General features: G+C 30.4%; 11 protein-coding genes. 4 read left to right on the top strand and 7 right to left on the bottom strand.

Features of this window, described 5'->3' with window-relative positions:
• Positions 1-74: 74 nt before the first annotated feature.
• From G9F70_RS02900 to G9F70_RS02890, 3 genes are all read right to left on the bottom strand, one after another.
• Positions 75-914, bottom strand: a complete 840-nt coding sequence (locus G9F70_RS02900; RefSeq protein ID WP_411955987.1) for a TPM domain-containing protein — start codon at positions 912-914, stop codon at positions 75-77.
• 10 nt (positions 915-924) lie between these two features.
• Positions 925-1494, bottom strand: coding sequence for a LemA family protein (locus G9F70_RS02895; protein ID WP_164945158.1), 570 nt, complete (start codon positions 1492-1494; stop codon positions 925-927).
• Between the two features lie 282 nt (positions 1495-1776).
• Entirely contained in the window at positions 1777-2787 is a 1011-nt protein-coding gene (locus G9F70_RS02890; RefSeq protein ID WP_164945157.1) for a MarR family transcriptional regulator, read from the bottom strand.
• Between the two features lie 367 nt (positions 2788-3154).
• On the opposite strand from G9F70_RS02890, the gene G9F70_RS02885 reads away from it, so the two are divergent.
• Positions 3155-4819, top strand: coding sequence for a SulP family inorganic anion transporter (locus tag G9F70_RS02885; protein ID WP_164945156.1), 1665 nt, complete (start codon positions 3155-3157; stop codon positions 4817-4819).
• 65 nt (positions 4820-4884) lie between these two features.
• On the opposite strand, the gene G9F70_RS02880 is transcribed toward G9F70_RS02885, so the two are convergent.
• Positions 4885-5283, bottom strand: a complete 399-nt coding sequence (locus tag G9F70_RS02880; protein ID WP_164945155.1) for a CoA-binding protein — start codon at positions 5281-5283, stop codon at positions 4885-4887.
• Between the two features lie 209 nt (positions 5284-5492).
• Here G9F70_RS02880 and G9F70_RS02875 point away from each other — a divergent pair, with 209 nt between their 5' ends.
• A complete protein-coding gene (locus G9F70_RS02875; RefSeq protein ID WP_164945154.1) occupies positions 5493-7493 on the top strand; it encodes a fructose-1,6-bisphosphatase in 2001 nt (666 codons plus the stop codon).
• Positions 7494-7593: 100 nt separating this feature from the next.
• On the opposite strand, the gene G9F70_RS02870 is transcribed toward G9F70_RS02875, so the two are convergent.
• Together G9F70_RS02870 and pepT are read right to left on the bottom strand one after the other, a co-directional pair.
• Positions 7594-8904, bottom strand: a complete 1311-nt coding sequence (locus G9F70_RS02870; RefSeq protein WP_164945153.1) for a S1C family serine protease — start codon at positions 8902-8904, stop codon at positions 7594-7596.
• Between the two features lie 353 nt (positions 8905-9257).
• Positions 9258-10484 carry a peptidase T gene (gene pepT, locus G9F70_RS02865; RefSeq protein ID WP_164945152.1) on the bottom strand — a complete coding sequence of 409 codons (1227 nt, stop codon included), beginning with the start codon at positions 10482-10484 and terminating at the stop codon, positions 9258-9260.
• Between the two features lie 716 nt (positions 10485-11200).
• Between pepT and G9F70_RS02860 the strand changes: the two genes are divergently transcribed.
• Both G9F70_RS02860 and G9F70_RS02855 read left to right on the top strand, forming a co-directional pair.
• Positions 11201-11431 (top strand): helix-turn-helix domain-containing protein, encoded by a 231-nt coding sequence (locus G9F70_RS02860; protein ID WP_164945151.1) that lies wholly within the window; start codon positions 11201-11203, stop codon positions 11429-11431.
• Between the two features lie 258 nt (positions 11432-11689).
• A complete protein-coding gene (locus tag G9F70_RS02855; protein ID WP_164945150.1) occupies positions 11690-12106 on the top strand; it encodes a helix-turn-helix transcriptional regulator in 417 nt (138 codons plus the stop codon).
• Between the two features lie 647 nt (positions 12107-12753).
• Here G9F70_RS02855 and G9F70_RS02850 read toward each other — a convergent pair.
• Positions 12754-12891 carry an aspartyl-phosphate phosphatase Spo0E family protein gene (locus G9F70_RS02850; protein ID WP_164945149.1) on the bottom strand — a complete coding sequence of 46 codons (138 nt, stop codon included), beginning with the start codon at positions 12889-12891 and terminating at the stop codon, positions 12754-12756.
• Between the last annotated feature and the right edge of the window lie 219 nt (positions 12892-13110).

Genomic DNA, 13110 nt, shown 5'->3' with positions numbered 1-13110 from the left:
AATTTATAAAATTAACACTGTAATATAATCCAATAATTTAGTTGATTTTTATTATATTCCGCTAAATCAATATCTTACCATCCCCCTGAGGAACCTCCGCCACTTGATGACCCTCCTCCAAAGCCTCCCGAATCACCTCCTGAACCGCCTCCGAACCCGCCCCCATTTCTTCCACCCCGTCTACCTATGGAACTCCAAAATAGTAATGTAATTATAAATCTAGTTATCCTGCCTCTATTAAAAATAAAATCAAGAAACACTAATACAATAACTCCTATTACTAAAATTCCATTGGACTTTTTAGTAATGTTTGGATTTTTTACACTTTCACTATACCTTGGAACATTAATATTTTTATCTAGTTTCACTTCATATTCTTTAGCTATACTATCAGATAAAACTGAATATGCTGCCCTAATTCCCTGTCCATATTGATTTGCTTTGAATTTTGGCACTGCAAAATCATTCATTACCCTTGAGGAGTATATATCTGTAATAGCTCCTTCTAGAGCTGTACCTACTTCTACTCTCCACTTTTTATCTTTTACTGATAATAAAATTAATAACCCATTATTCTTATCCTTTTGCCCTATACCCCAGTTTCTAAAAATACCATTGGCATAAGATTCTATAGTTTCTCCCTGCAGTGAATCTATAACCACAACAGTAGCCTGGGCACCTGTTTTATCTTCTAATTCCTTACCTACTGACAAAATATATTGCATGGAGTCACCATCTATCACTTTAGCGTAATCATTAACATATTTTAACTGTGTAGGTCTTGGAAATTTAATCTCTGCATTTACTAAATTAATGGCCATTATCCCACTTAGTAAAAATATGCTTATCATAAGCGCCAAAATGTTTTTCGGTTTAATCTTCTTTCTCGTTAATTTAATTAAATAAGTCTTCATAATTTAACTCCTACTTACTAAAGTTAACTTTTGGCACTTCTTTAGCTGATTCACTAGCTTTATAATATGCCCTTTCTTGAAATCTAAAAATCCCTGCAATGATTGTATTTGGAAATTTTTTAATAGTGGTGTTATAATTATCTACACTTTTATTATAATCCTGTCTTGCTATCCCTATTCTATTTTCAGTACCCTCTAATGCTGCTGTTAAATCCCTAAAATTAGCACTAGATTTTAAATCTGGATACCTTTCTACAACTACTAAAAGCCTTGAAAGTGCACTACCAAGTTCACTATCCGCCTTTGCTTTATCCCCTACAGTTTGTGCACCTCCGAGTTTTGCCCTAGCCTCAGCTATTTTAATAAAAATATCTTTCTCTTGAGAGGCATAACCTTTCACAGTTTCTACTAAATTTGGGATTAAATCCGACCTTCTCTGAAGTTGAGTATCTATGTTTCCTTCTGCCACCTTTACCTTTTGTTCTAAACTCACCATTTTATTGTAGCCTCCAATAATAGGCATTGCTATTACTAGAATAATTGCTACAACAATTGCAATGGTTCTTAAAGTTTTATTCATCTCTATACCACCTTTCTATTTTATAGAATATATAATAGTTGTTAATTATTTAATTATTAAATCAAACTTACCCTTATATAATAAGTTATGAATTGTATAAGGATACTATACTAATTTGCTATTTATTATTAAAAATTATGTATTATTTAAGAAAGATATTTTCTTAATGTACTACAAGGTACTATAAATATTTTTTAATAATAAAAGCAAAAAAAATAAGCCCTGTTACCATAAAAATAAAACCAGCAACTCCATGGGCTATATTATTAGAAATTTGAATTGTCAAAATGCTTTATTTTTAATAATATCAAAGGTCTTTTTTATATACTCCTCTGTTTTATGATTTCCTAATCTATTATTCATTTTACTTAAAAGGCCATTTAAATTTAGCATATCCTTAGAATTTATATCTTTCAATTCTTCAAATATCAAGAGTGTTTTTTGATTTTTTGTGTAGTCTTCTATTATCAAATTTTCACCAAGCTCCGATATATCTAAGTAATGAGCATTTTTTATTAAAGCTTTTTCTTTATGAATAAAGCTTTTATTATTTAAATTTTTTACTATCACATGAACTGTAGACGGTGACCAAAAACTAATTTCACTTAATTCACTTGAAGTAATTCCCGGGAAAGCTGCTATTATCCATAAGGCTCTAAGTTGAGGATACGTAACATTAAATTCCTTAAGTGGTTCTCTATGATTACTTTTAACAGTTAAAATGAATGTTCTTAGAAGGTTATATATACTAATTGTCTTTTTTATAATACTAACCGTATTTATATCAAAATCTTTGAAATCAATTTTTAAATTCATTTCATTAATCTTCTTAATATAGTCGAAAATAAATTCTTTCTTTTCTTTTATGATAATTCCAGTGAAAATATCTATAATAAAATCTAATTCACTATGTGAAAATATGCCTATTAAGTCAAAAAGGTAAAACTTTTTTTGCTTATCTTGTTTGTTTATACCAATAAACCAATTACCCATTTCTGTTAATTGAAACTTGTATACTTTTTTATTTATAGTTTCTTCTTTAAATATCAACTTTTTATTCATTAAAATCTTAATCATATTACTAACTGTAGGTGAAGTCCAACATCCAATTCTTGCGATATTGCTAAGTGAAGTTCCTGGATACACTTTAATAATCCAAAGAACTCTAAGTTGTGGTAGCGTTATGCAAGAAGTCTCCACCAGCCTTCCATAATTAGATTCAATTTTCAAAAAAGCGTATCTTGCTAGATTATATAACGAATGTACATTAAACAAATATTCACTTTGTTTCATAATATCCCCTTATGCTCCCTAATATGCCAGTTATTATTTATATAAATTACTATTTTCATGTGCCTACCTATTGTTTAATAGATTGTACCAAAGATATTATAGCAAATCAACAAAAGGATTTTATCTTATAATAAAGCGCACATTACTAATTGTTTTTTTTCGCAAAATATGATATTATTATACATGATATGTAGTATTTAATATTGCGTATAGTTAAATATAATTTTATTGTTTTTAAGATTTTTATCTTAAGAACTAATATATTTATAATAAGATAATATTAGAAATGACTAATTTCAAGTAAAATAATACTTGAATATACTTTATTTCTAATATTCGAATACTAATTAAATAGAGGAGTGAAAATATGTTCGTACCAAAACTGTTTACCTGTTTAAAAACCTATTCAAAGGATCAATTTATTAAAGATTTTATTGCTGGAATTATTGTTGCCATTATTGCTCTACCTCTAGCTATAGCTCTTGCCATAGCATCTGGAGTCTCTCCTGAAAAAGGGATTTACACCGCCATTGTGGGTGGCTTTATAGTTTCTTTACTTGGAGGCAGTAGAGTTCAAATTGCAGGTCCCACCGGCGCTTTTGTAGTTATTGTATTTGGTATTATTGAGAAATTTGGCATTGACGGCCTAATCGTAGCTACAATAATGGCAGGCTTCTTTCTTATAATAATGGGCTTTTTAAAATTTGGCGGTATGCTAAAATTCATTCCTTACCCTATTACCACTGGGTTTACAAGTGGTATTGCCGTTATTATTTTTTCCACTCAAATTAAAGATTTTTTTGGTCTAACCATGAAAACCGTGCCCTCAGACTTTATTCCTAAATGGGGTGCTTATTTTAATAGTTTCAACACTTTAAATTTACAAAGTATGCTTATGGGTATTTTTTCGCTTTTAATAATTATATTTTGGCCTAAAATAAATAAAAAAATTCCCGGAACGCTTATTGCAATAGTATTAACTACTATAATAACTCTTTTATTTAATTTGAATATAGAGACCATTGGAAGTCGTTTTGGTAATATCTCAAGTTCATTGCCCGCTATTTCTCTTCCTCATACTTCTTTTCCTATGATAAAAGAGCTAATGCTTCCAGCTCTAACCATTGCAATTTTAGGTTCAATAGAATCCTTATTATCTGCTGTAGTAGCTGATGGTATGATTGGTGGTTCACACCGTTCTAACATGGAGCTTGTGGCTCAAGGCGCCGCTAATATTTGTTCTGGACTCGTGGGAGGCATTCCCGTAACTGGTGCCATAGCAAGAACTGCGGCAAATGTAAAAAATGGTGGTAGAACTCCCGTTGCGGGTATTGTTCATTCACTGGCTCTATTAATGATACTTCTAGTATGTATGCCCTATGTAAAACTTGTACCTATGTCATCTTTAGCCGCAATATTAATTATAGTGTCTTATAATATGGGTGAATGGGAAGCTTTCCAAAGAATACTTAAAGCTCCTAAAAGCGATGCTATAGTGCTTTTAGCTACTTTTTCATTAACAATTTTCTTTGATTTAGTAATTGCTATAGGGATAGGTCTACTTCTTGCCTCACTACTATTTATGAAAAGAATGGCCGATGTTTCAGATGTGCGATATATTCTTGATGAATATGAAGATAAAGACCAAATAGAACTTATCGATAGCATAAAAACTCCTGAAAATGTATCTTTATATGAAATTAATGGTCCTTTCTTTTTCGGTGCAGCGGACAAGTTTATGCATGCAATTAGAGAAATAGGTATTCCTACTAAAATATTAATTGTAAAAATGTCCAATGTACCGGCTATGGATGCCACAGGATACCATGCATTAGAAATGCTTTATGGTATTTGCAAAAAACATCACACTCACCTAATAATATTAAATCTTCAATCACAGCCTACCACTGTTCTTGGCAAATACGGATTTATAGATGCTTTAGGAGTAGAAAACATCTGTAATAATATTGATGAAGCTATTGAAAGAACTAATATCTTATTAGAAAAGCCTAATGCACTACTTAAAATATAAAGCTTTGTAAGTTATTCAAAAGGTGCACTGGCATAAGCCCGTGCACCTTTTTTAAAACCATATAATTAAATTTTACCTAATTCTACATATAAACATTCATGGAAAACAATATTTAGTTCATTATTTTTGGCCTTATCTAAAACTTGTTGGTTATAAGAACCTGGTTGAAACCATACATTTTCTATTTCACATTCTACAATTTCATCTAGAGCCTTTAATGCTACATTAGGATTTACTATAACGCTCACAGCATCCACTTTTTCAGGTAAATCCTTTAATGAATGGTAAATCACAGTTCCATTTATTTCGTCGTATTTAGGATTTATTCCATACACTGTATATCCCTTTTTCTTAAGTAGCATTAATATTTTATATCCAAACTTACTTTCATCTGGAGACGCTCCGATTAATGCCCACTTCTTCATTTTAACCATTTCATCACTTTTAATTTTTATATCTTTCATATATACCTCCTATATTTCGTACTTCATTAAATAATTATCTAAAGATTATACTTTCGTAGTGTTTTTGTCAACTAATCCATATTAAAATAAAAAATATTTTGTTTTCATAATACAATACTCCATAATAATGTATTATAATATTAAGTGTAGCCTTTATATTAAATAGGCTACACAAATAAAATTATAAAAGTTATAAAGGAGAGTCAAAAATGATATTTTCTAGTGAGACACCAGTTGATACTATAGAAGAAGATTTGAGATATCTTAAGTTATTGGCTAGCAAGTATCCTACAATTCCAGATGCTTGTACAGAAATCATAAATTTACAAGCTATTTTAAATCTACCTAAAGGAACTGAGCATTTTCTTACAGATGTTCATGGTGAATATGAATCTTTTACTCATGTTCTTAGGAATGCCTCTGGAGTAATCAAACGAAAGATTAATGATATTTTTGGTAATTCACTTAGAGAGATTGAAAAAAAAGAACTAGCAACCATTATATATTATCCAGAACAAAAATTAGACCTAGCACTTAGAGAAGAACTTGATATAGATGATTGGTACAAAATTACCCTTCATAAGCTTATTAAAATTTGTAGAACCATCTCCTCTAAATATACTAGATCTAAAGTTAGAAAAGCACTGCCTCCAGATTTTGCATACATTATTGAGGAATTACTTCACGAACAACAAAACACCTTTAATAAACAGGAGTATTACAATGGAATTATTCAAACTATAATTAAAATTGGTAGAGCTAAAGAATTTATAGTTGCTATTTCAAACCTAATTCAAAGGCTTACTATAGATAGACTTCATATTTTAGGCGATATTTATGATAGAGGTCCTGGTGCCCATATAATCTTAGATACCCTTATGCACTACCACTCTATTGATATACAGTGGGGTAACCACGATATACTTTGGATGGGAGCCGCCGCTGGCTCTGAAAGTTGCATTGCTAATGTTCTTCGTATTTCAACCAGATATGCAAATTTAGATACTGTGGAGGAAGGTTATGGTATAAACTTATTGCCACTAGCAACCTTCGCTTTAGATTTTTATAAAGATGACCCCTGTAAATCCTTTAAGCCTAAACTTTTCCCTGAAAATAATTATAGAGAAAATGACCTTAATTTAATGTCTCAAATGCATAAAGCCATTACTATAATTCAGTTTAAACTTGAAGGCGCTATAATAAAAAGATGCCCTAATTATGAAATGCAAAACAGATTACTTCTCCATAAAATAGACTATGAAAAGGGTACCATAGATATCGACGGAAAAGAATATATACTAAACGATACTAATTTCCCAACTATAGATCCCAAAGACCCTTATAAATTAACCCAAGAGGAAAGAGAACTTGTAGGCAAACTTAAATCTTCTTTCTCAAATAGTGAAAAGCTTCAAAAACATGTACGTTTTCTATATTCTAAAGGAAGTATGTACTTAAAGTACAACTCCAACTTGCTTTATCATGGATGTATTGCACTAAACGCAGATGGTAGCTTTAAGAAAATGAAAATAGACAATGTTACTTATAGTGGAAAATCCTATATAGATCGAACTGAGCGAATAGCAAGAGAAGCTTACTTTGGGAAAGTTGATTCAGAATCTAAGCTTTATGCCTTAGACTCCATATGGTATTTATGGTGCGGTTCAAACTCTCCATTATTTGGTAAAGACAAAATGACTACCTTTGAAAGGTATTTTATAAATGACAAAAGTACTCATAAAGAAATTAAGAACCCATATTATAATTATAGAGACGATGAATCAATATGCAATAATATATTGTCTGAATTTGAATTAAACCCCAATGAGTCACATATTATAAATGGTCATGTTCCAGTTAAGACCAAACAAGGTGAAAGTCCTATAAAGGCTAATGGTAAACTTTTAGTTATTGATGGTGGCTTTTCCAAGGCCTATCAACCAGAGACAGGCATAGCTGGATATACTCTTATTTATAATTCCTATGGATTGCTACTGGCATCCCATGCTCCTTTTGAATCTACTCAAAAGGCTATCGATGAAGGAAAGGATATTCTTTCTTCTACTATAGTTTTAGAGAAATCTACAAATCGTATTCGTGTAACAGATACTGATGTAGGCCTCGAAATTAAGGATCAAATTAAAGATTTAGAGCTACTTCTTACGGCATATAGAAAAGGCCTTATTAAAGAGCAACGGGTAACCCTATAAAACACAGTATTAATTCATCACTCACCTACAGAGATAGGTGAGTGACCTTCTAGAATGCCATTAAAGCCACTTAACGCATATTGCGCCAAGTGGCTTTAATTTAAACAGAAAGTGTTAAATTTACTTTTATTGTTTTACTATCTCTAACTAATTCTACTTTAACTACATCACCGGCTTTATGTGTACCTTTAATCTTATTTAGTTCATCCACAGTTTTAATCTTTTTGCCATCGAACTGTACAATAATATCCCCAGGTGCTATCCCGGCTTTTTCTGCAGCACTAAACTCTTTTATTTGTGAAACATACACGCCTACTGGAATATTGTATTGCTTGGAAATGTCTGCAGTTATGTCTCTGCAAGAAATTCCAATATTAAGAATTGGTTTAATTAAAGCATCCATTTTAGGGTTTACTGTATTAATTGGTATTGCAAAACCCAATCCTTCTACACCTTCTTGACCTATTTTAGCAGTATTTATTCCTATAACTTGCCCCTTAGTATTCACAAGTGGGCCACCACTATTCCCTGGGTTAATAGCTGCATCTGTTTGGATAAATTTCAAATCTTTATTTTCAATGCTTACTTGCCTATTAACTGCACTAACAATTCCTGTAGTAACAGATCCTAAAAATTCTTTTCCTAAGGGATTCCCAATTGCTACTACTGATTCCCCTACTTCAAGCTTATCCGAATCTCCAAATTCAGCAACACCTGGAACCTTAGTTCCATCTGCTAATTTAATTACAGCTACATCTGCTGTAGCATCATAATTAATTATTTTTGCAGAAACTTCGCGTCCATCACTAAGCATAACTTTAATATTCTGTGCTCCGCTTATAACATGATAATTAGTTAAAATATATCCATCTTCACTAAATATCATACCAGTACCCACACCTTCTGGTTGGGTACCCTGCCCTCTAACCGCGCTACTTACACTAGTACTATTGGTAGAAATTGCAACTACTGCTGGACTTACCTTTTTTACAATTTCAGGTACAGTTAAATTTTCTGTACTACTGGCAGGTATAAGCTTTGCTTTTGAATTGCTAGCAACCGTTGTAGCAGTTGTTTTGGGTGTATTAGTAGTGCTTGTATTTTTCATCATATTCATCGTAACAACAGCAGAACCTACACCTCCAAGTGTAGAGCATATTGCACCTACTATTATATAGGATACTATCCTTTTTCTCATACCACCTTTATCTTTTTTCACATTTTTATCATTTATTTCAGTATAATTAGTATCTTCTAATTGTATATGCAACGTTTCACTTTGCTTTTCACTAAGCACATCTTTAGGTACATTTACATTTTGCTCAGGATTAATATTTTCCTGTGGGTCATTTATATTCTCACCCCAATTATTATTTCCATTTACTACATCATTATTATTATTTTCGTTCATATTATTTACCTCCTTATTGGAATTGGTTTCTATGGGTATATAAAAGTTATTATCTATTATCTAACTTTAAATTATAGTAAATAGGATATTTATATTCCTTTTTGAATTTCTGCTTGTATTTTACCTTTAAGTATATATTAATACTTATATGTTACAGTTTAGTGTCAACTTTATTAACAAACCTTTAATAAATATTGTACATTTTTAAAACACTATTTATTATTTACTCTTTGGTTAGTATAGACAATTATTTGTGTTTATAAAAAAATAGTGAAATTATTATATAAAATATAATGATTTCACTATTTAACCACAATTCATCATTGACTTGTTATTGATTTTCACACGTCCTATTATTTACCGGCATATAGTTCAACTATTTTAAGTATTACCTCAACAGCTTTTTCCATAGCAAATGTAGGTATGAATTCATATTTACCATGGAAATTATGTCCACCCGCAAATATATTTGGTGTAGGAAGTCCCATAAATGAAAGCCTTGCACCATCTGTACCGCCTCTAATAGGTACCATTATAGGATTTACTCCTACCTCCTTCATAGCCAAAAATGCTGTATCTACAATATGTTTAACTGGCTCTATTTTTTCTTTCATATTAAAATATTGGTCCTTTATTTCTATTTCAACGGTTCCAGTACCGTATTTGTCATTTAGCGTCTTTACTATATTTTTCATAAATGTTTTCCTATTTTCATAGCTTTCAGCATCAAAATCTCTTATAATATATTGAAGTTTTGTTCCTTCAACATCTCCATTAAGAGCTATTAAATGATAAAATCCTTCATACCCTTCTGTAGTACCTGGTGTCTCATTTGATGGCAATGAATTCATAAATTCGTTTGCTATAAGTGTAGAGTGAATCATTTTTCCTTTTGCTGAACCTGGGTGAACATTTCTGCCATGAATAGAAATTTTTGCTCCTGCCGCATTAAAATTTTCGGACTCTAATTCCCCAATAGTACCGCCATCCATAGTATATGCAAAATCTGCAGCAAATTTTTTCACATCAAAAAGATCTGCCCCACGTCCTACTTCTTCATCTGGTGTAAATCCAATACAAACCTTACCATGTGGGAAGCTAGGATTTTCCATTAAATACTCTACAGCAGTCATTATCTCAGAAATTCCAGCTTTATCATCAGCTCCTAGTAGTGTAGTTCCATCTGTAGTTATAAGAGTTTTTCCTATATAATTCTTGAGCTCTGGAAAATCTTTTGGGGATAATACTATATTATTCTCTTTATTTAATATTATGTCTTCTCCGTCATAGTTGTAAACAAATTTAGGATTAACGTTTTTTCCTGACATATCTGGAGCAGTATCCATATGTGCTATAAATCCTATTGTTGGTATATCTTTTTCTACATTTGACGGAATAGTCGCCATTACATATCCATTATCATCTATACTTACCTCTTGTATACCCATTTCCTTTAATTCAGCAACTAATTGTTTGCCAAGTATCATTTGACCATTTGTACTTGGAACGGTAGTTGATTCCTCATCAGATTTAGTATCGTAGCTTACATATTTAAAAAATTTTTCTACAACTTTTGACATACACCCATCTCCTTATTTTCATGTACCTAATTGATTTTATTTATTGTATACATTTACATTATACTAATCAACGATATAGAATTCAATATATTTTGATTTAATGTATATATATCAACGTTTTTATTAAAAATACACAAATTTAACATTGATAAAGTTTGATAAAATTTGAGTATAATTTTTGACGGATTTTTGACGAAAGCCACTTAATGACAACAATTCATTAAATGGCTTTTTCATAATAAGACACTTGCCTTTAATATTATCTGTATATTTTTTATAACTTCTTCCTGTTTTGCATTCATTATTTTTAGTTTTTCATTTTCCACTTCTAATAAACAGTTTTTTTCTTTAGTTTTTTTATTATTTCCTCATTTGACATGAATTTATCCCCCTTTTAAAAGACTAACATACATTTATTGTCTACTACTAATACTATCACTAATGATAACATTTTAACCATAACAAGCAGATAGCATTTGCCCCTCGTTTTTGTCTGTCTAATCTTCCATATCTATCCTTAATAGATTAATAATAACACATTTATTTGCAAATGTATAGAACGTTTGTTCTCATATAGTCAATGCCATTGTTGCATATTACATATAGTCAAATATCTCGCAGCCTTATTTTGCGTTGTCTGCTAAACGAGCCACTTATAAATCAATCCAATTCCCCAATGATATACTAGATATATTTATCAAATTGGAGGGATTGTTGTGCAGTTTAATGATAGGTTAAGGGCTTTAAGACAGGATAAGGATTTAACACAGGATGAATTATCAAAAGCGTTACATATAGATAGAAAAACATTATCAAATTATGAAACTGCTTATAGAACCCCTAATATCTATCTAGTTATTAAAATGGCTGATTACTTTAATATATCTACAGACTACCTATTAGGTAGGACAAACATACAAACTCCATATCCTAAAAAGCATAAATAAATTTATCACATCAACCACCCCTGTAATTTTCTTTTGTTCAACTTATAATACCACCTTGTTTGTCAATAATTTGTCAAAACAAAGGGTGTAATTTAAATTATTTAGTTTAAAATTGTCAACCTATAGGTTTACAAAAACAAACTAAATCGCCTTATTTTAAGATTGTAAATAATTAAATTATAATTTAATTGTAATTTGTATCAAATATGTTTTATTTTGTCGATAATTAAGGTATGATGTAATAAAAAAGGTGATTATATGAGAGTGCGTGAATACAGATCAAAATATAATTTAACGCAAACACAATTAGCTAAGATGCTGGGAGTTTCAAGACAGCATATCTCTGCAATTGAACTAGGGCATAATAAAATTTCTATAGATATTCTAGAAAAAATTTACCTATTGCTAGACACATCGCCTTGCCAAATGCTTGATTATCCATGCTTGGAAGATTGTAGAGGAGTTGATAAAATAATGATGATTACAGATAAAATAAAAGATGATATTAAATTGTTAATCAGTTCTGGGACAATAAAGAGAGAAGAGGAATTAGAAGATATGTCTTTAGATAACATTTATAAGATTGCAGAGAAATTTAACATATGCATAAAAGATTTACTATGCTATTTTTGCTTTAAGAGCAATGGTAAATGCAGAGATGAAAATTGTATATAATAAATAAGATACAAAAAAGGCATTGGATTAACCATTGCCTTTTTTTGTATTACGATGATTCGTCAAGATTCTTTAAATATTCTCCAAAGTGTTTTAAATTCCTTTAATTTATACTTATATCCACAAATCTCCATAGTATAACATTTCAAAATACGAACATAATATTACTGACATAACTTCAATAACATTATAACAAATTTCAGCTTCCATGTAGAATGAGGAATATATTCTTTTATAATCAACCATAGGATTATAGGGGAGGGGCGTATAGTTCTCGTTCTATATTGTTTTACCCATACATAACACTATGAACTTACAAAATAGAACTACTTCAATTTCAAAAAAATAGTTAAGATAAATATAAAAACCTGAAGCTAGATTTCTCTAATCTCAGGTTTAAATTTTCCTTAATGCAGTGAATAAAATTCATAAAATAGTCTATAATTTAAATACTACTCCTTTTATTATGTAACTAACAATACTGCACCGGGTTCCTCCTAAGTGCAGTATTGTTATTTTTATTGATAATCTTTAAGCTACGGTACCTCAAATCTCAAATAATATCCATTTGTATTGAGTTCATAACTATTTTTTACAAAAAAATAAAAACCTCCAGCCGAAGCCAGAGGAACATGTTTAAATCTATATTATGCTTTTAAATAATATTGAAAAATAAGCTTGTCCAATTCTTGACTTACAGAAATGATTTCACTATCAATAAGGCTATCAGTAACTGATACCAACTTTTCTAATTTACTTCTAAGTAATTCCGCTTGCTCACTCATATTTTATTCCACCCCTCATAAAAACTCACAATTTCAATAATAATACATTATTTACACATTTGCAACATATAATGTAATTTTAATTAAATTCTAAATGAATAAAATAAAAGCCCTAAGGTATCCCTCAGAGCTCTTGACCATTCTTAAAATTAATAATATGCCTTTTCAATAATCCTTACAGTCTAATTCTACAGTACCCTCAACACACAGCTTGAATAA

It is taken from the genome of Clostridium sp. FP1 (assembly GCF_011065975.2).
Classification (GTDB): Bacteria; Bacillota; Clostridia; order Clostridiales; family Clostridiaceae; genus Clostridium_AD; species Clostridium_AD tagluense.
The sequence above is the reverse complement of the archived record's forward strand: the minus strand, read 5'-3'. Positions and strand labels throughout refer to the sequence as shown.

Coding starts and splice junctions, on each gene's coding strand:
- G9F70_RS02900 (WP_411955987.1), bottom strand. CDS start 914: ATGAAGACTTATTTAATTAAATTAACGAGAAAGAAGATTAAACCGAAA.
- G9F70_RS02895 (WP_164945158.1), bottom strand. CDS start 1,494: ATGAATAAAACTTTAAGAACCATTGCAATTGTTGTAGCAATTATTCTA.
- G9F70_RS02890 (WP_164945157.1), bottom strand. CDS start 2,787: ATGAAACAAAGTGAATATTTGTTTAATGTACATTCGTTATATAATCTA.
- G9F70_RS02885 (WP_164945156.1), top strand. CDS start 3,155: ATGTTCGTACCAAAACTGTTTACCTGTTTAAAAACCTATTCAAAGGAT.
- G9F70_RS02880 (WP_164945155.1), bottom strand. CDS start 5,283: ATGAAAGATATAAAAATTAAAAGTGATGAAATGGTTAAAATGAAGAAG.
- G9F70_RS02875 (WP_164945154.1), top strand. CDS start 5,493: ATGATATTTTCTAGTGAGACACCAGTTGATACTATAGAAGAAGATTTG.
- G9F70_RS02870 (WP_164945153.1), bottom strand. CDS start 8,904: ATGAACGAAAATAATAATAATGATGTAGTAAATGGAAATAATAATTGG.
- pepT (WP_164945152.1), bottom strand. CDS start 10,484: ATGTCAAAAGTTGTAGAAAAATTTTTTAAATATGTAAGCTACGATACT.
- G9F70_RS02855 (WP_164945150.1), top strand. CDS start 11,690: ATGAGAGTGCGTGAATACAGATCAAAATATAATTTAACGCAAACACAA.
- G9F70_RS02850 (WP_164945149.1), bottom strand. CDS start 12,891: ATGAGTGAGCAAGCGGAATTACTTAGAAGTAAATTAGAAAAGTTGGTA.